This is a genomic window from Caulobacter sp. SRI_008, assembly GCF_057586355.1.
On sequence record NZ_JBYCZS010000005.1, the window covers coordinates 102,438 to 120,665 of the forward strand.

The following is an 18,228-nucleotide window of genomic DNA, read 5'->3' on the forward strand; positions in this document are numbered from 1 at the left end:
ATCGCAACTTTATTGGTTTCAGTTCGGGTTTCAGCTCTTGGCGGCGGTGCGCAGGATGAAGCCCAGGATCTCGGCCACGGCGACGTAGAGCGCCTCGGGGATCTCCTCCTCCATCGGGATGGTCGAGAGGGCCTGGGCCAGGGCCGGGTTCTCCTCTAGCGGCACCCCGTGCTCGCGGGCGGTCTCGACGATCTTGTCGCCCACCCAGCCGCGGCCGCTGGCGACCACGCGCGGGGCGTCGGGCGCGTCGTAGCGCAGGGCGACGGCGATGCGGGGACCGGAAACGCGGGTCATGTGGCGCGGTCCACGAAGCGGCCAGGCGCTGGCGGCGCGGCGACCGGCGCCGGCGAGGCGTGGAAGGCCACTTCCGGCTCCAGGGCGGCCTCGCGCAGGGCGGCGTCGAGGATTTCCTGGCCGCCGCGTAGGCGGGTCATGGTCTCGGTCCGTTCGGCCCACAGCGACACGCGGGCCCGCTCGCCGGTCAGGGCCAGCTGGGCGTCGATGCGGCCCATGGGCTCGACGTCGAGCGAGAAGCGAACCTTCCAGGTGCGGGCCTCGTCCGGACCGCCGGCGGCCCCGCCGCCACCGCCGTCGCGGCTGATCTCGAACTGGGCGACGGACGAGCCCTGGGGCGTGGCGAAGGGCACGTCGAACACCCAGCGGGGGCCGGTCTTCTCCTCGACGGCGCGGCCATCGAGGGGCTGAGCGGCCCTGGCGGTGTCGGTGCGCTCGGGCAGCGAGGCGGCCTGCATCAGCTCCTGCCGGGCCAGGGCGGCGTCGACGCCCTTGGACAGTTGATGAGCAACCGTGGCGGGCGGCGCATCGTGGGCTAGGGTCGAGGTCACTGCGGCCTGTGCGACGACCGGCCCGCCGGCGAACGGTGGCGGCGGTCCCTTGCCCGGCGGCGTCAGGGGCGTCTGGGCCAGCGGCTGGCGCACCACCGGTTCCTCGAAGCCCGCGGCGGCCTCCTGGGCCAGGACAAACAGGGCGGCCGCCGGCTGGGCGGCCTGCTGCGGCGTCGGGCGCGGGCCGACGGCGGCCAGGAAGCGGGCGACGGGGGTCTCGGCGGCTTCGTCGGGCGCGGCTGGAGCGGGAGGCGCCGTCTCGGGCTCGACGGACGTGGCGGAGGCCGACGCAGGACGCGCTAGCGGTGGCGGAGCCCCCTCCTCCGCTAGCGCAGGCTGTGCAGGCGCGCCGGCCGTCTGGATGGTCGAGGTAGAGACCGGATCAGCTTGCGCCTCGACCGGGGCGGGCAAGGCCGGCGACGTCGCGGCGGCGGAGGCGGTAGATCCGGAGGCCGACGGTGTCTGCGAGGGTGTTGCGGAAGCCGCCGTGGACGACGGTCCGGCCGGGCCCGTCTGGGCGCTCCAGCTGGCGACGGCGGCGCGTAGCACCAGCATGGCGGCCTTGAGGTCCTTTGCCGCCAGAGGCGCGGCGCCGGGCTCGGCCTCCTCGGCCAGGCGCTGCTCCATGAACAGGCCCGAACGGCTGAAGGCCTGGCGGATTTCGCCGGCGGTCACCGCGCCGTCGATCGGCGAGCGCAGGGCCAGCATATTGGCGGCGGCCTGGCGGACGACGGCGGGCGCGTCCGGCGAGGTCGAGACCCGCTCCAGGTCGGCCAGCAGCGGCGCCATGCCGCCCTGAGCGGGCGCGGCGCGACCGACGAGGTCGGAGACGGCCTTGGCCTGCGCCGTGGGGCTGGACAGCAGGATCTCCCGGGCCTGGCCGGTGGCGCCGCCCTTGAGCAGGCTCTCGACGGTGTCGCCGGTCTGGGGCTCGGCCTGGGCGCCGGCCTCGGTCGCGATCCGTCCAAGGGTCTCGGCGGCTTCTGCCAGGGCCTTCTGGGCCAGCATGGCCGGCGGCGGCAGGCCCGGCTGCCCGGTCTGGCCGCCTTGCGGACCGGCGGGCGCGACCATCGCCGTCGGCATGACCGAGGCGGACGTCGGGACAGCGGGTCCAAGCGGTTGAACCGACACGGCGGGCTCCACGAGCGCGCGATGCGCGCAGGGTTTCCGCAAGATTAATCCACAGGCGTGAAGCGGGTCTTAAGCCCGCCCAGCGCCTCGACTTTGGGCGGCTCGGCTTTCGAGGAAATCGAGCATGGCGTCGGCGGCGGCTTCGGCCGGATCGGGCAGACCGCGACCCAGCTTGTCGAGGGCCGCGTATTGCTCGGCCACCTGGCGCTGGCGCAGGGCCGGGTCGTCCAATCGCCTGGCCAGTTCAGCCGCCAGGCGCTCGCCGGTGCAGTCGTGCTGCAGCAATTCGGGCGCGACCTCGCGGTCGGCGGCGATGTTGAACAGGGTCACCCAGCGCGGCGTCATCAGCCGCTTGAGGAGCGCGTAGCTGATCGCGCCAATCTTGTAGCCGACCACCATCGGCGCGCCGGCCAGGGCCAGCTCGATGGTCACCGTGCCCGAACAGGCCAGGGCCACGGTGGCGGCCTTCATGGCGTCGTCCTTGGCCTGGTCGTCCTCGATGACGTGGGCGCGGAACGGCCAGCCCGCGACGCGCGCCTTGACGGCGGCGACCACGGTCGAGGCGGCGGGCACCACGACGTGCAGGCCCGGTCGTTCGGCCTTGAGCAGGCGCACGGCGTCCTCGAAGGCCGGCAGCACGCGCTCGATCTCGGACGGACGGCTGCCCGGCAGGACGGCGAGGATCGGATCGTCCGGCCCCGCCCCGATCGCGGCGCGGGTGCGGGCGGCGTCGGCGCCGCTGAAGTCGCGGGCCAGGGCCGGATTGCCGACGAAGACGCTGGGTAGGCCCACGGCGCCGAAGAACGGCTTGTCCATCGGCTGGGTGGCCAGCAGCAGGTCGACAGCCTGGGCCAGGGTCGCCGCGCGGCCCGGACGCGAGGCCCAGACCTGGGGGGCGACGTACTTGATCAAGGCGATCGACGGGTCGAGCGCGCGCAGGCGCTTGGCCAGGCGGATGTTGAAGCCCCAGGAGTCGATCAGCACGGCGACGTCGGGCTTTTCGCGCACCGCCACGGCCTCAACGTCCTTGAGACGGCGCAGGACGCGCGGATAGGCCTTCAGCCCCTCGAACAGGCCCAGGATCGACAGCTCGGCGATATCGAACGAGCTCTGCACCCCTTCGGCCGCCATGCGCGCGCCGCCCAAGCCGACGAAGCGGACCTGACCGCCCAGGCGCGCCCGCAGGACCCGGGCCAGGCCCGCGCCGAGATTGTCGCCCGAGGCCTCGGCCGCGACCAGCATGACCGTCAGCGGTCGAGCGCTGGAGACCTCGGCGGTCATCAGCCCGGCTCGACGCCGTAGACGAAGAGGCCAAGGTCGTCGGCGCAGGCGATGACCTGCTCGCGATCGACGATCAGCAGGCGGCCAGCCTCGCCGACCACGCCGGCCAGGCCCGCGCGCGCGGCGCGCTGGATGGTGGCGACGCCGATGGTCGGCAGGTCGACCTTGGTCTCCTGAATCGGCTTGGGCGCCTTGGCCAGAACGCCCTTGGGCGCCTCGGGACAGCCGCGGATCGCCTGGGGCAGGTCGGCCACCCGGCGCAGCATGGCGTCGGTGCCCTCCTGGGCCTCGACGGCCAGGACGAGGCCGTCGCAGACCACGGTCCCCTGCCCCACGTCGAGCCCGCCGATGGCGCGGGCGACGGTCAGGGCGCGGTCGATGTCGGCGCCGTGCTCGGCGCGCGGGGCGTAGCGGCCCAGCGGTCCGGACGGCAGGGTCATCTCGCCGCGCACCTCGTGGGCGCCTTCGATGACGAAGCCTTCCTTCTCGAACTCGGTCAGCACGCGGCGCAGCAGGGCGTCGTCGCCCTCGCGCGCAGCCTTGATCAGGCCGGGCAGCACCTTCACGCCCCGGAAGTCGGGGATCAGGGCCGAGAAGTCGGGGCGATCGACCGTGCCGGCGAAGCAGACGGCCTCGCAGCCCTCTTCCTTCAGCGCCTTGAAGGCCTTGCCGAATTCGGCCAGGCCGACCTCGATGCCGGCGTACTGCTCCAGCGTCGCGTCGGCGAAGCCCTTGAGCCGCATGACGGCGAACGGACGGGCAGCGCGCTCGCAGTGGGCGGCCAGTTCGATCGGCAGGGCCCCGCCGCCGGCGATCAGTCCGAGCTTGCGCAAGGCTAGACCTCGCGCTCGGGCAGGCAGAGCGGGCGGTTGCCCTCGTCGCGGATGAACGCGATGATTTCCATCACCTCGGGAATGGAGGCGTAGGTCTCGGCCGCGTCGTCCAGGCGCTCCTGGAAGGTGCCTTCGTCGGCGAACATCATGCGGTAGGCCGAACGCAGGGCGTTGATCGCCTCGCGCGAGAAGCCACGGCGCTTGAGGCCCACCAGATTCAGGCCCTCGAGGTGGGCGTGGTTGCCCCACACCGAACCGTAGGGGATGACGTCCTTGGTCACGGCGGCCAGGCCGCCGATGAAGCTGTAGCGGCCGACGCGCGAGAACTGGTGGATGGCCGCCAGGCCGCCCACGAACACGAAGTTGCCGACGTCGACATGGCCGCCCAGGGTCGCGCCCTTGGCCAACACGACATTGTCGCCGACCGTGCAGTCGTGGGCCACGTGGGCCTCGGCCATGAAGAAGCCGTCGGCGCCGATGGTAGTCACGCCGCGGCCCGAGGCCGTGCCGGTGTTCATCGTCACCTGCTCGCGGATCGTGTTGCGCGGACCGATGACCAGCTGGGTGCGCTCGCCCTTGTAGCCCAGGTGCTGCGGCGGACCGCCCAGGGCCGAGAAGGCGTGGACCACGGTGTCCTCGCCGATGGTGGTGACGCCATCGACCACCACATGCGACAGCAGGCGCACGCGGTCGCCCAGGGTCACGTCGGGGCCGACAATGCAGAACGGCCCGATTTCGACGTCCTCGCCCAGCTTGGCGGCGGCGTCGACGATGGCGGTCGGATGGACTTTGGTCATTTCGTCGGGGTCTCCACGACCATGGCGGCGAACTCGACCTCGGCGGCGACCTTGTCGCCGATCTTGGCCACGCCCTTGAACTTGAAGATGGTCGAACGCGCGCGCAGCACCTCGACCTCCATGCGCAGGACGTCGCCCGGGCGCACGGGGTTGCGGAAGCGGGCGTTGTCGACCGACATGAAGAAGATCGTCTTGCCCTCGGTGTCGACTTCCAGCGACTTGCTCATCAGCACCGCGCCGGTCTGGGCCAGGGCCTCGATGATCAGCACGCCGGGCATCACCGGATTGCCCGGGAAGTGGCCCTGGAAGAACGGCTCGTTGACGGTCACGCACTTGATGCCGACGATCGACTGGTGCGGGACATAGGCTTCGGCGCGGTCGACCAGCAGGAACGGATAGCGGTGCGGGATCCGGTTGAGGATCTCGGCGATGTCGATGTCGGTCTGCGGGGCCGCGGTTTCGGTCTGGCTCATGCCTCGTCTTTCATCCCCCGACTGCGCGCGCTGCGCGACAGCCATGCCGTTTCCCTCAGCCACCGCTTGATGGGGCGCGCGGGAAACCCTGTCCATGTCTCGCCGGCCGGCACGCTCTTGAACACCGAGGCCGAGGCCCCGATGCTGGCGCCGGCGCCGATCGTCAAGTGGTCGGCGACGCCGGCCTTGCCGCCGAAGGCGACGCCGTCGCCGACGACCGTGCTGCCCGACAGCCCTGTGTAGGCCGCCAGCAGGCAGTTTCGGCCAAGCTGCACGTTGTGCGCAACGTGGACCAGATTATCGATCTTGGTGTTCTCGCCCACCGTGGTGTCGTCGAACGCCCCGCGATCGATGCAGCTGTTGGCGCCCAGGGTGACGCCGTCCTGCAGGACCACGCGGCCCAGTTGCGGCAAGTCGACGACTCCCTTGGGGCCGCCGGCCGCGCCGAAGCCGGCCTCGCCCACCGCCGAGCCGGCGTGCAGGCTGACACGGTCGCCGATCAGGGCGAAGCCGACCACGGCGTTGGCGCCGATCACGCAGTCGCGGCCGATGGCGACGCCGGGACCGATCACCGCGCCGGGACCGATCACCGTATTGCGGCCGATGCGGACGTCCTGACCGATCACCGCGCCGGGCGACAGGCGCACGCCCTCCTCCAGCACGGCGGACGGATGGATGGCGGCCGAGCCCGGCTCATGGCGGCGCGGCGCGTAGAGGCGCGCGACGGCGGCGGCCCAGGCGGCCTGCGGATGGGGAGTGAGCAGCGCGGCGCAGCCTTCCGGCGCGAACTCGCGATGCTGCGGCTTCATGAAGATCGCGCCCGCCTTGCAGGCCGACAGGCCGGCGGCCCGGCGCGGATCGGAAAGGAAGGAGACGGCGTCCGGCCCGGCGCCGTCCAGCGGCGCCACGGTGGCGATCAGACGCTCGCCCAGGGTCGGATCGGCAAGCTCGGCGCCGCCGGCCAGGGCCAGATCGGACACGGAAACCGGACCCAGGGTCTCGAAAAAGCGGGGGTCCGGCATGGAAACCTCTCGACGACGGCCGTCCCGGGAATCGCCCGATACGGACGAAGTGTAGGCGGCCGAAAGCCGTCCCGAGTCAATGCCGTAACGGAAGGCGCCCGCCCGGCGAGAAGCCGGGCGGGGCCCTCTTAGTCCTTAGTTCCGCTGCAGTTCGGCGGCCAGCTGGGCGGCCTGCTGCGGGGTCAGCTTGGTGCGTTCCAGGGCCTGGAACGACGTGGCCTTGCCACGGGCGTCCAGCAGGCTGACGACCTGCGGGGTGATGTCCATGGCCGGGTTGAAGATGGCCACGGCGTTGCGCTCGACCAGCAGGCCGCAGGCCTTTTGCTGGTAGGCGGCGATCACGGCCGGCTGCAGTTCCACTTGGTACTGCTGCTGGGCGGTGTTGGCCGTGGCGACCAGTTCCATCTGGGTGTGGGCGGCGTCGCGCTGCAGGGCGCTCTGCTCCAGTTCCAGGTCCGACTTCTGCTTTTCGCGAGCGGTGATGTCGGCGGCCGGGGTCTTGGCGGCGGCGTTGAAGGCGTCGATCTTGGTCTGCAGGGCCTTTTCACGGGCGGCCAGCGGCGACTCGGCCGTGGTCTGCAGGGCCTTCAGGCGGGCGTCTAGCGCCTTGCCGGTGGCCGAGGTGCCGCGAACGGCGCCGGCCGAGAACACGCACAGGCTCGGGATCGCCGCGCCGTGGGTGATCGGCGGAGCGGCCGGGGCGGCCGGAGCCTTGGCGAGCGGAGCGGCGGCTTGCGCGAAAGCGCCGGAAGCCACGGCGAGCGCGGCCAGGCCCGAAGCGGCCGCGGCGAAGAACTTGGAGGACATGCTGTCAGGAGCCTTGTGGAGATTAGAAACGGGTTGAAGTGGAGAAGCGGAAGGTTTCCGTCCGGTCGTAGTCTTCCTTCTTCAGGATCTGGCTGATGTCGAACCGGATGGGACCCATGGGCGACTTCCAGTCGATGCTGATGCCGGCGGAAGCCCGCAGACCGAGGTTGTCCCGGATGTTTTCGTCGAAGACTCCGGTCGAACTTTGGCGATCGACGTCATCCAACTGACCGGCGGTGCCGAAGTCGGTGAACAGGGCGGCCTTGATGCCGTACTGCTCAGGCAGGAAGGTCGGGATGCTCAGCTCCAGCGAGCCGATGGCGTACAGCTTGGCGCCCAAGGCGCTGCTGTCGGTCGAAGTGTCGCGCGGGCCGATACCGGCGGTCTCGAAGCCGCGGAAGCTGGAACCGCCCTTGTAGAAGCGGTCGTTGATGCGGACGCTGTCGCCGCCCCAGCCCTCGATGTAGCCGGCCGAACCAGTGGCCTGCAGGACGAAGTCCTTGTTGAAGCCCCAGTACCAGCCGCCGTCCACCTCGGTCTTGAGGTAGTTCACGTCGCCGCCGAAGCCGGCCAGGTCCTGGTTCAGGTCGGCGAAGAAGCCGCGGGTCGGACGCAGCGGATCGTTCCGCTTGTCCAGGCGCAGGCCGTAGCCGACCAGCGAGGTCATGTAGGCGCCGCGCTGCAGGCAGAGGATCGCCGAAACGGTGCCGGCGGTGCAGTAGCTGTCGGCCACGTCCACCTCGTCCTGGCGCAGGGTGTAGCGCAGGCTCATCGAGGTGTTCTGAGTCAGGCCGAAGCCCAGGGTGAAGCCGCCGCCGATCGACTTGGTGTCGTAGGCCGCGTAGTCGCTGAGGTCGTAGCGGTACGAATAGAGGTTCACGCCGGCGGCCAGGTTGCGGCCCAGGAAGCGCGGCTCGGTGAAGGCGAAGTCGACCTGCTGACGCAGCGAGCCGACCGAGACGCGGGCGCGCAGGTTCTGGCCGCGGCCGCGGAAGTTCCGCTCGGTGACGCCGACGTCGAGCACCAGCTGATCGACCGAGCTGTAGCCGGCGCTGAACGACAGTTCGCCCGTCGGCTGCTCCTCGACCTTCACGCGCAGGGCGGTGCGGTCGGGGGCGCTGCTCGGCACTTCCTCGATGTTGACGTCCTTGAAGAAGCCCAGGCGGCGCATGTTGTTGCGCGACCGGTCGACCAGCACGCGGTTGTAGGCGTCGCCTTCGGCGACTTCCATTTCGCGGCGCAGGACGTAGTCGAGGGTGCGGGTGTTGCCGACGATGTCGATGCGATCGACGTAGACGCGCGGGCCTTCACGCACCTGGAACACCACATCGACCGTCTGGGTCTCGCGGTTGGGCACGTAGCGCGGACGCACGTCCACGAAGGCGAAGCCGGCCGCGCCCGCCGCGAAGGTCAGCGCGTCGGTGGCCTGCTCGATGCGCTCGTCTTCATAGATCTGACCGGTCTTGATCGGCAGGATCTGGGCCAGCAGGTTGCCGTCGAGCTTCTTCAGCTCGGTTTCGACGGTGACCTTGCCGAACTTGTACTTGGGGCCTTCGTCGATCGTGTAGGTGACCGCGAAGCCGTTCTTGTCGGTGGCCAGCTCGGCCGTCGAGGCCACGACGCGGAAGTCGAAGAAGCCGCGGTTGCGATAGTACTTACGCAGCTGCTCGCGGTCGTACTCGATGCGGTCCGGGTCGTAGTTGTCGTTGCTGGTCAGGAACTTGTACCAGTGCGACTCCTTGGTGACGATGACGTCGGCCAGCTCGTTGTCCGAGAATTCCTTGTTGCCCAGGAAGTTGACGCCGAGGACGCCGCTCTTGGGGCCTTCGTTGATCTCGAACACCAGATCGACGCGCTTCTGCGGCAGCTCCACGACCTTGGGGGTCACGGTGGCCGAGATGCGGCCCGAGCGGCGGTAGAGCTCGATGATGCGCTGGACGTCGGCCTGCACCTTGGCGCGGGTGAAAATGCCGCGCGGACGGATCTGGACCTCGTCCTTCAGCTTGTCTTCCTTGAGCGCCGAGTTCCCTTCGAAGACCACCTGGTTGATGATCGGGTTCTCGACGACCTTGACCACCAGGTCGCCGCCGACCAGCTCGATCGAGACGTCGGCGAACAGGTCGGTGCGGGCGAGGGTCTTCAGCGCCAGATCGAGGCGAGCCGGATCGACGGTCTCGCCGGCCTGGATCGGCAGGTACGACAGCACGGTGCCCGCTTCGATCCGCTCGTTGCCCTGCACGACGATGCGCTGCACCACGCCCGAGGTCTGGGCCTGGGCGAACGCCGCCTGCGGCGCGATCAGGGCGGTGGAGCCGAAGAGGAGCGCAACGCCGGTGGCGAACGCGGCGCTGTGTGCGCGAATTTTGCTCATGGGACCAATCATGGACGGGCGGGCGGCGTTCACGTGAACAGGCCGCCGATGAATTTGAACACGTCGAAGCGGTTGAGGTCGTTCCAGGCCGCGAACAGCATGAAACAAAGGATCAAGGCAAGGCCCGCCCGGAACCCGGCGGCCTGGAAATCGGCGCGCAGAGGACGTCGGAAGACGGCCTCGTAGGCGTAGAGCAGCAGGTGGCCGCCATCGAGCACGGGGATCGGCAGCAGGTTCATGAAACCGATGCTGACCGACAGGCTGGCGATGAACAGCAGTTGGTTGAACAGCAGCCGCAGCATCACCGTGCCGACGTCAGGCGCGCCTTCGACGCTGGCCTTGGTCACCGCGCCGGCCGAGTGGCCGATGCCGATGATGCCGCTGATCTGGTCGGCCGGCAGCTGACCGGTCAGCAGGCGGCCCAGATAGAAGGCGATGGTCTTGAGCATGTCCCAGACCTGGCCGACGGCGTCTGGGATGGCGCTGAGCAGGCTGGACTTCTGCAGGTAGGGCCGGCTGCGGCTTTCGAGGCCCAGCTGGCCGACCTTCACGCGGCCGCTGAACTGGTCCTTCTGCTCGACCAGGCGCGGGGTGGCGGTCAGCGAGACGGTCTGGCCGCCGCGCTCGACGCCGAACGCGATCGGCAGCTTGGCGCGCAGGGTCACGTAGCGCTGAACCTGCTGGAAGTCCTTCACCTTGCGGCCGTCGATGCGGACGATGGTGTCGCCGGGACGGAAGCCCGCCTCGGCGGCGGCGCTGCCCGGCGTCACGGCCGAGATGGTGGCAGGCGACTTCAGGTCGCCGATGACCAGCAGCACGACGGCGAAGATCAGCGTCGCCAGCACGAAGTTGGCGAACGGACCAGCGGCGGCGATCACCGCCCGCTGCCAGATCGGCTTGAAATGGAAGTACTTGCCGACGGCCTCGGCGCCTTCGCGCTGGGCGATCTCGGCCTTCATGGCGTCGAGGTCGTTCTGGTCGGGCACGCTGGCGGCGTTCTCGTCGCCGGCGAAGCGCACGTAGCCGCCCAGCGGGATCGAGGCGATCCGCCACTCCACGCCGTGCTTGTCGCGCCACGAGAACAGGGCCGAGCCGAAGCCGATCGAAAAACGATCGATCGCGACGCCGCACGCGCGCGCCGCCCAGAAGTGTCCGAGCTCGTGCACCGTCACCACGACGGACAGCACGATGATCATCGACACGATCGAGATCAGAATACTGATCATCGGCTTGGAATCAGAGCTCCCCGGTCACTTCACTAAAGGCGCTTGTGAGCGACAACCTCGGCCGCAATACGGCGGGCCGAGCCGTCGATCATCATGGCTGTGTCAAGAACGTCACCCGCCGTTACGGCGAGGTCCCCTACCCCATTCATGCGTTCAAGCGTCCCCTCAACCGAGGCGGCAATATCGAGAAAGCCGATCTGCCGGTCAAGGAAAGCCGCGACGGCCACCTCATTGGCCGCGTTCATCGCCGTCGGCGCGCCGCCGCCGAGGCGCAAAGCCTCGCGCGCAACGCCCAAAAGCGGGAACCGCTCGAGGTCCGGATCCTCGAAGGTCAGCTGGCCGTAAGCGCCCAGATCCAGGGGCTTGGCAGGCCAGGCCAGGCGCTCGGGCCAGGAATAGGCGTAGGAGATCGGGCTGCGCATGTCCGGCGGCCCCAGCTGCGCCAGGGTCGAGCCGTCGGTGTATTCCACCAAGCTGTGGATCACGGACTGCGGGTGGATCACGACGCCGATGCGCTCTTCCGGGGTGTCGAAGAGGTAGGAGGCCTCGATCATCTCCAGCCCCTTGTTCATCATCGAGGCGGAATCGACCGAAATCTTGGCGCCCATCGACCAGTTGGGATGGGCCACGGCCTGCTCGGGCGTGGCGGCGGCCATCTGCTCGCGAGTCCAGGTGCGGAACGGGCCGCCCGAGGCGGTGAGGATCAGGCGCGCGACGCGGTCCAGGCAAGCCGGCTGCAGCACCTGGAAGATGGCCGAGTGCTCGGAATCGACCGGGATCACCGTGCCGCCGGCCTCGCGCGCGATGCGCAGCAGTTCGGGGCCGGCGCAGACCAGGCTTTCCTTGTTGGCCAGGGCCACGACCGCGCCGGTGCGGGCGGCCGCCAGGGTGGGCGCGAGACCCGCCGCCCCGACGATGGCCGACATCACCCAGTCGGCGCCCATGGCGGCGGCCTGCTCGACGGCGGCCGGACCGGCGGCGGCCTCGACGCCCGAACCGGCCAGGCGCTCGCGAAGCTCGCCCAGCAGGCGCTCGTCCTCGATCACCGCCAGCTTGGGGCGCCAGTGCAGTGCCTGCTGCGCCAGGCGCTCGACGTTGCGGCCAGCGGCCAGGGCCAGGATCTCGACCGGAACCTTGGACTGTTCGAAGAGATCGAGGGTGGAGACGCCGATCGAACCCGTCGATCCCAGAACGACAACCTTACGGGACGCGGTCAATGAGCCCATCCCCAGTGGTCGATCAAACGCACGGCAGCCACGACGATGGCCGCGAACATCAGGCCGTCGACGCGATCCAGCAGGCCGCCGTGGCCGGGGATCAGATCGCCGCTGTCCTTCACGCCGAAGCGGCGCTTGAGCATCGATTCCCAGAGGTCGCCGGCCATTGTGGCCAGGCCGCCGAGCAGGCCGATCAGAGCCGCCGCCGGCCAGACCAGTCGCAGGCCGGCCAGCTCCGACACCGCCACGGCGCCCAGCGTGGCCGCCACGAGGCCGCCGACGAAGCCCGACCAGGTCTTGTTGGGCGAGATGCGGGGCCACAGCTTGGGGCCCTTCAGCACGCTGCCGGTCGCATAGGCGAAGATGTCGGCGAACCAGGTGACGACGAACAGCAGCAGCGTCCACCACAGGCCGTCCGACAGCGAGCGCACCCAGACCATCGCGATGACGGCGGGTGCGATGTAGATGACGCCATAGGCCGCGTCGGCCCGGCGCTCGACCGCGCCGCGCGCGATCAGGCCGGCCAGGAAGGCGCCGGCCAGCACGACGGCCCAGGCGACGAAGAAGTGGGCCAGGAAGGCGGCGATCACCGCCACGGCGCAGAACACCGCGACGACCGCACCGACCGCGTTGGGCGCTTTGGGGGCGCTGATCTTGCCCCACTCGCGGGCCAACAGGCCCACGCACACCAGGGCCAGAGCCAGGAACCAGTAGCTCCCCAGCCAGACGGCGGCCACGACCGTGGGAACGAGCACGGTGGCCGAAGCCACGCGCGTCCAGAGATTGCCCCAGTTGAAGCGCTTAGCCGGCGACGGCGACGTCATCGGCCGCAATGCCTCCATAGCGCCGGTCACGGCTACGATATTCCGCGACGGCGGCGGCCAGGTGCTCGGGGCCGTAGTCGGGCCAGAGAACGTCCTGGAAGATCAGTTCGGCGTAGGCGCATTCCCACAGCAGGAAGTTGGAGATGCGGTGCTCGCCGCTGGTGCGGACGATCAGGTCCGGGGCCGGCGCGGCCGAGGTCGACAGGAAGCCGCCGAACATCTGCTCGTTGAGATCGGCCGCCCTCGCCTCGCCCCGCTCGACCTGCTCGGCGAAGCGGCGCGCGGCGTCGGTGATGTCGGCCTGGCCGCCATAGTTGAAGGCCACCTGCAACAGGAAGCGGTCGTTGTTGGCCGTGCGGCGCTCGGCGCGCTCGATCACCTCGAGCACGTCGGGCGACAGGCCCGTGCGCCGGCCTACGATCCGCACACGGACGCCTTCGCGGCTCAGGCGTTCGAGGTCCGATTCGACATAGGCCTTGAGCAGACCCATCAGCTCGGAGACTTCCTGGGCCGGGCGGCGCCAGTTCTCGGTCGAGAAGCCGAACACGGTCAGCACGCCGACGCCGGCCGAGGGCGCGCCCTCGACCGTGCGCTTCAGCGCGTTGACGCCGGCCCGATGGCCCAGCGCGCGCGGCATGCCGCGACGCTTGGCCCACCGGCCGTTGCCATCCATGATGATGGCCGCATGCAGACCCGCGCCGGCCTCGCCCCCGGGGCGCGCGGTCTTGGTCTGCAGGCCGGTCTTCGGCGACATGCGCTCTTAGCCTTCCCTTCTCATCCCCCAGGCGTCCAGCTTAGAGGACGATCAGACCTGCATGATCTCTTGTTCTTTGGTTTTCAAGGCCTCGTCGATGCGCTTGATCGCCTCGTCGGTCAGCTTCTGGACCTCGGTTTCCATCTTCTTGCGCTCATCCTCGTTGATGGCGCTGTCCTTCTCGGCCTTCTTGAGGTCGTCGTTGGCGTCGCGGCGAACGTTGCGCACGGCGATCTTCTGTTGTTCGGCGTACTTGCCGGCGATCTTGGAGAGGTCCTTGCGGCGCTCCTCGGTCAGCGGCGGGATCGGAATGCGCAGGTTCTGGCCTTCGACCACCGGGTTCAGGCCCAGGCCCGAGGCGCGGATGGCCTTCTCGACCGAGACCACGACGCCGCGATCCCAGACGCTGACGTTGATCTGGCGCGGCTCGGGCACGCTGACCGAGGCCACGGCGTTCAGCGGCGTGCTGGAGCCGTAGGCCTCGACCATCACCTGGTCGAGCAGGCTGGCCGACGCGCGGCCGGTGCGCAGGGAGCCGAACTCGTCCTTCAGGGCGAGCACGGCCTTGTCCATGCGGTCTTTGTAGCGGGAAAGGACGGGCTTTTCGGCGGCGGCCATGGCTTGGGCTCTCTTCGCTTAGATAAAATCAGGCGTTGGCGACGACGGTGTGCGTGCCTTGGCCACGCAGCACGTCGAGCAGGTTACCCCGCCCCTTGATCGAAAACACCACGATCGGGATGTTGCTGTCGCGCATGAGGGCGACGGCCGAGGCGTCCATGACGCGCAGGTCCTTGGCCAGCACGTCCATGTAGCTCAGGCGGTCGTAGCGCTGGGCGGTGGGATCCTTCTTGGGATCGGCGGTGTAGACGCCGTCGACGCTGGTGCCCTTGAACAGGGCGTCGCACTGCATCTCGGCGGCGCGCAGGGCGGCGGCGGTGTCGGTGGTGAAGAACGGGTTGCCGGTGCCGGCGGCGAAGATCACCACGCGGCCCTTCTCGAGGTGGCGCTGGGCGCGACGGCGGATATAGGGCTCGCAGACGGTGGCCATCGGGATGGCCGACTGCACGCGGGTCTCGACGCCGATGCGCTCGAGGGCGTCCTGCATGGCCAGGGCGTTCATGACGGTGGCCAGCATGCCCATGTAGTCGGCGCTGGAGCGTTCCATGCCCTTGGCCGCGCCGGCCATGCCGCGGAAGATGTTGCCGCCGCCGATCACCAGGCACAGCTCGACGCCCGACTTGACGATCTCGGCGATGTCGAGGGCGACGGATTGGACGGTGTTGGTGTCGATCCCGTAGGGCGTGTCGCCCATCAGCACTTCGCCGGAAACCTTGAGCAGAAGACGACGGTACGGCTTGGCGGGGGTGGGATCGGACATGGACCGGGCTCTTCCTGAGTCGTCGGCACGCACCATAGTGTGCGTTACACAAAAGTGGGATCGGTTTTGCGCCATCCGGGCGCGACGCCGTTCAAGCGCAAAAAAAGGGCGCGGCGCGCGTTCGATGCGCGCCGCGCCCTTGATTTGAAGACAGCGAAAGCGGCGAGACCTGCCCGCCGCCTTGCCTGTCTTTTCCGGCCTTAGGCTTGGCCGGTCATCGAGGCGACTTCGGCGGCGAAGTCGTCCTGCTTCTTTTCCACGCCTTCGCCCAGGGCGAGACGGGTGAAGCCCTTCACGACGATCGGGGCGCCGAGGGTCTTGCCGGTTTCAGCCACCAGCTGCTCGACGGTCTGGTCCGGGTTCATGACGAAGGCCTGCTTCAGCAGCACGACTTCTTCCAGGAACTTGCGGATGCGGCCTTCGATCATCTTCTCGACGACGGCCGCCGGCTTGCCCGACTCCAGAGCCTGCTCGGTGAACACGGCCTTTTCGCGCTCGATGGCGGCCGGGTCCAGATCGTCCGGCGACAGCGACAGCGGGGCGGTCGCGGCGACGTGCATGGCGATCTTGCGGCCCAGCTCGCGCAGGGCGGCCTTGTCGCCGGCCGACTCGAGGGCGACCAGCACGCCGATGCGGCCGAGGTCCGGCGCGGTGGCGTTGTGGATGTACGAGGCGACGACGCCGTTCTCGACCGTCCACTTGGCGGCGCGACGGACCATCATGTTCTCGCCGATCGTGGCGATCAGGTTGGTCAGGTGGTCCTGAGCGGTCTCGCCGCCGGCCAGCTTGGCCGCGCCGATGGCTTCGACCGAACCGTCGGTGCCGAGGGCGGCCTGAGCGATCTGACGGGCAGCGCCCTGGAACAGGTCGTTGCGCGACACGAAGTCGGTTTCGGCGTTCACTTCGACGGCGGTCGCGGTTTCACCAGCGCCGGCTTCGGCGACGGCGATGGCCACCAGGCCTTCGGCGGCGGCGCGATCGGCCTTCTTGGCGGCCTTGGACAGGCCCTTGGCGCGCAGCCAGTCGATGGACGCTTCGATGTCGCCGTTGTTCTCGGACAGGGCCTTCTTGCAGTCCATCATGCCGACGCCGGACTTTTCGCGCAGTTCCTTGACCAGCGCAGCCGTGATCTCAGCCATGGAAAATCTCCAGATTCAAACGTTTAGCGACCGGGCTTGATAGCCCGGTCGCGTGTCGGTAGCGCGACGGCCGCCCGCCCTCCGTCAAGAGAGCCGGCGGCCGAAGAGAAATCAGCCGGCGGCCGATTCGTCGGCGGCCGGAGCAGCGACTTCTTCAGCAGCAGCTTCCGGGGCGGCCGCTTCGGGAGCGACTTCCGGGGTCAGTTCGCGGGCCAGGGTCGGCTCGATCGGAGCGACCGAAGCGCCCAGGTCGACGCCCGAGGCGGCTTGACCGGCGGCCAGACCGTCGAGGACGGCGTCGGCGACCAGGTCGCAGTACAGCTGCAGGGCGCGAGCGGCGTCGTCGTTACCCGGGATCGGGTAGGTGATGCCGTCCGGATCGCAGTTGGTGTCGAGGATGGCGACGACCGGGATGTTCAGCTTGCGGGCTTCCAGGATCGCGATCGCTTCCTTGTTGGTGTCGATCACGAACATGATGTCGGGGATGCCGCCCATGTCCTTGATGCCGCCCAGCGACAGCTCGAGCTTGTCGCGCTCGCGGGTCAGCTGCAGCAGTTCCTTCTTGGAACGGCCCGAACCGTCGCCGCCCAGGACGCCTTCCAGCTCGCGCAGACGAGCGATCGAGCCCGAGACGGTGCGCCAGTTGGTCAGGGTGCCGCCGAGCCAGCGGTGGTTCACGTAGTACTGGGCGCAGCGCTTGGCGGCCGTGGCGACCGGATCCGAAGCCTGGCGCTTGGTGCCGACGAACAGCACGCGGCCGCCGGCGGCGGCGACTTCACGGACCTTCACCAGCGCTTGGTGCAGCAGCGGGATGGTCTGCGACAGGTCGATGATGTGGATGTTCGAGCGCGAACCGAAGATGTAGCGGTCCATCTTCGGGTTCCAGCGGTGGGTCTGGTGGCCGAAGTGGGCGCCGGCTTCCAGGAGCTGACGCATGGAGAATTCGGGAAGAGCCATCGGGCCTTAATCCTTTTTCCGGTTGAACCTCCGCGGACACCCCCGCTCCAGACCATTCTGGAGGCGGGACCGGAACGGCGACGTCGGGATGTCTCCCCGGCGCTGCCGAACGTCCGCGTGTGGAATGGCGCGCAGATAGTCGCGAAACGCGCTGAATGCAAGCCTTTCCCGACGCTCGCCGGCCGCTAGGGTCGTTCTTTCCGGACATTCGCGGCTGCGCGCATGCACCGGCCGCCGATAGAGAGGTCGCCGATGGATCTGGTTGGAATCAGGGGACCGCCCTGCCCGCCATTGCCGAACCGCGGCCGAAAAGGTTGAGTGCGGTCCGCGCCGCGTCCCCTCGCGTGCGCCCGACCAGGATCACGATGCCCGACCTCTCGCGCCTGTCCGACGCCGAACGCCGCGCCCTGCTGCTGCTGGCGCGCGGCCACACGGCCAAGAGCGCGGCCGCCGAACTGGGCGTCAGCGAAGGCGCGGTCAACGAACGGCTGCGCGAGGCGCGGCGCAAGACCGGCGTCGGCAGCAGCCGGCAGTTGGCGCGCCTGGTGGTGGACGATGGAGCGGGCGATGGGGCGGGCGGCGCGTTGGGTGATGGAACGGCCGCCCTGGCCACCGGCGCGCCGGCCGAAGTCCCGCTCGCGACGCCTCCTGCCCGGCCCCAAGAAATTCGGGACGAGAAAATCGGGATGGTCGCACCGCGCCCGCCGGGCCAGGACGGACGGCGCAACCCCGCCTTCCGGGCCGCCTGGCCCCTCCTCACCGGAGCTTCAGCAATGATCGTCATGGCCGCCGCCATCGGCGCCTTCGCCGCCCTCGCCGTCGCCGACCACAAGGAACCGCGGCCGCCCGCGCCGCCCCGCGTCGTCGCCGTCTCGCCAGCGCCCGGCGCCGTGGTCCCGGCCGGGCCTCTCGCCCTGAGCGTCACCTTCGATCAGCCGATGCAGGCCGGCTGGTCGTTCGTCACCCGCAATCCGGCCGCCTTCCCGGCCTGCGCGCCCAAGCCCGTCCAGTCCAAGGACCGGCGCAGCTTTACCCTCTCCTGCACCGTCCAGGCCGGACGCAGTTACGAGGTCGGCTTCAACAACGACCGCCACCGCAAGTTCGCTTCGGATACGGGCGTTCCGGCGATCCCGGCCGTGGTCAGGTTCTCGGCGCGGTAGGAGGACGGGGGTG

Annotated in this window: 18 protein-coding genes; 1 reads left to right on the forward strand and 17 read right to left on the reverse strand. The window is 69.5% G+C overall.

All coding sequences use genetic code 11. The features are described from left to right. Positions 1-30 precede the first annotated feature (30 nt). The 17 genes from AC2YHT_RS06395 to rpsB all read right to left on the reverse strand — a co-directional run bounded on the left by AC2YHT_RS06395 (position 31) and on the right by rpsB (position 17,055). On the reverse strand, positions 31-294 hold the full coding sequence (locus tag AC2YHT_RS06395) for an EscU/YscU/HrcU family type III secretion system export apparatus switch protein (protein WP_110117814.1): 264 nt from the start codon (positions 292-294) through the stop codon (positions 31-33). Continuing rightward, positions 291-1,976 carry a flagellar hook-length control protein FliK gene (fliK, locus tag AC2YHT_RS06400; RefSeq protein WP_487288752.1) on the reverse strand — a complete coding sequence of 562 codons (1,686 nt, stop codon included), beginning with the start codon at positions 1,974-1,976 and terminating at the stop codon, positions 291-293. Before fliK ends, AC2YHT_RS06395 begins: the two co-directional genes overlap by 4 nt. Before the next feature lie 69 nt (positions 1,977-2,045). Beyond that, positions 2,046-3,257 (reverse strand): lipid-A-disaccharide synthase, encoded by a 1,212-nt coding sequence (lpxB, locus tag AC2YHT_RS06405; protein WP_487288753.1) that lies wholly within the window; start codon positions 3,255-3,257, stop codon positions 2,046-2,048. Continuing rightward, a complete protein-coding gene (gene lpxI, locus AC2YHT_RS06410; RefSeq protein ID WP_487288754.1) occupies positions 3,257-4,090 on the reverse strand; it encodes a UDP-2,3-diacylglucosamine diphosphatase in 834 nt (277 codons plus the stop codon). The genes lpxB and lpxI overlap by 1 nt, the downstream gene beginning before the upstream one ends. A 2-nt stretch (positions 4,091-4,092) precedes the next feature. After that, complete coding sequence (lpxA, locus tag AC2YHT_RS06415) at positions 4,093-4,887, reverse strand: acyl-ACP--UDP-N-acetylglucosamine O-acyltransferase (RefSeq protein WP_487288755.1); 795 nt, start codon at positions 4,885-4,887, stop codon at positions 4,093-4,095. Next, positions 4,884-5,360, reverse strand: a complete 477-nt coding sequence (fabZ, locus tag AC2YHT_RS06420; protein ID WP_487288756.1) for a 3-hydroxyacyl-ACP dehydratase FabZ — start codon at positions 5,358-5,360, stop codon at positions 4,884-4,886. Before fabZ ends, lpxA begins: the two co-directional genes overlap by 4 nt. Further along, positions 5,357-6,382 carry a UDP-3-O-(3-hydroxymyristoyl)glucosamine N-acyltransferase gene (gene lpxD / locus AC2YHT_RS06425; protein WP_487288757.1) on the reverse strand — a complete coding sequence of 342 codons (1,026 nt, stop codon included), beginning with the start codon at positions 6,380-6,382 and terminating at the stop codon, positions 5,357-5,359. The genes fabZ and lpxD overlap by 4 nt, the downstream gene beginning before the upstream one ends. Positions 6,383-6,517: 135 nt before the next feature. Continuing rightward, positions 6,518-7,189, reverse strand: coding sequence for an OmpH family outer membrane protein (locus tag AC2YHT_RS06430; protein WP_110117793.1), 672 nt, complete (start codon positions 7,187-7,189; stop codon positions 6,518-6,520). A gap of 22 nt (positions 7,190-7,211) precedes the next feature. Continuing rightward, entirely contained in the window at positions 7,212-9,572 is a 2,361-nt protein-coding gene (gene bamA / locus AC2YHT_RS06435) for an outer membrane protein assembly factor BamA (RefSeq protein ID WP_110117794.1), read from the reverse strand. A 17-nt stretch (positions 9,573-9,589) separates the two neighbouring features. Then, entirely contained in the window at positions 9,590-10,786 is a 1,197-nt protein-coding gene (locus AC2YHT_RS06440) for a M50 family metallopeptidase (RefSeq protein WP_487288758.1), read from the reverse strand. A gap of 32 nt (positions 10,787-10,818) precedes the next feature. Further along, on the reverse strand, positions 10,819-12,012 hold the full coding sequence (gene dxr, locus AC2YHT_RS06445; protein ID WP_487288759.1) for a 1-deoxy-D-xylulose-5-phosphate reductoisomerase: 1,194 nt from the start codon (positions 12,010-12,012) through the stop codon (positions 10,819-10,821). Next, positions 12,000-12,845: a phosphatidate cytidylyltransferase gene (locus AC2YHT_RS06450; protein WP_487288839.1), complete on the reverse strand. Its 846-nt coding sequence runs from the start codon at positions 12,843-12,845 to the stop codon at positions 12,000-12,002. The genes dxr and AC2YHT_RS06450 overlap by 13 nt, the downstream gene beginning before the upstream one ends. Beyond that, a complete protein-coding gene (gene uppS, locus AC2YHT_RS06455; protein ID WP_487288761.1) occupies positions 12,805-13,581 on the reverse strand; it encodes a polyprenyl diphosphate synthase in 777 nt (258 codons plus the stop codon). The genes AC2YHT_RS06450 and uppS overlap by 41 nt, the downstream gene beginning before the upstream one ends. Before the next feature lie 51 nt (positions 13,582-13,632). Then, positions 13,633-14,199 carry a ribosome recycling factor gene (gene frr, locus AC2YHT_RS06460; RefSeq protein WP_058346382.1) on the reverse strand — a complete coding sequence of 189 codons (567 nt, stop codon included), beginning with the start codon at positions 14,197-14,199 and terminating at the stop codon, positions 13,633-13,635. 28 nt (positions 14,200-14,227) lie between these two features. Continuing rightward, positions 14,228-14,959, reverse strand: a complete 732-nt coding sequence (gene pyrH, locus AC2YHT_RS06465) for a UMP kinase (RefSeq protein ID WP_110117788.1) — start codon at positions 14,957-14,959, stop codon at positions 14,228-14,230. 200 nt (positions 14,960-15,159) lie between these two features. Then, on the reverse strand, positions 15,160-16,098 hold the full coding sequence (tsf, locus tag AC2YHT_RS06470) for a translation elongation factor Ts (RefSeq protein ID WP_110117787.1): 939 nt from the start codon (positions 16,096-16,098) through the stop codon (positions 15,160-15,162). Positions 16,099-16,209: 111 nt separating this feature from the next. Beyond that, positions 16,210-17,055 carry a 30S ribosomal protein S2 gene (gene rpsB / locus AC2YHT_RS06475; RefSeq protein ID WP_487288763.1) on the reverse strand — a complete coding sequence of 282 codons (846 nt, stop codon included), beginning with the start codon at positions 17,053-17,055 and terminating at the stop codon, positions 16,210-16,212. Positions 17,056-17,420: 365 nt separating this feature from the next. On the opposite strand from rpsB, the gene AC2YHT_RS06480 reads away from it, so the two are divergent. Continuing rightward, positions 17,421-18,215: a helix-turn-helix domain-containing protein gene (locus AC2YHT_RS06480; RefSeq protein WP_487288764.1), complete on the forward strand. Its 795-nt coding sequence runs from the start codon at positions 17,421-17,423 to the stop codon at positions 18,213-18,215. The last annotated feature ends 13 nt before the right edge of the window (positions 18,216-18,228 follow it).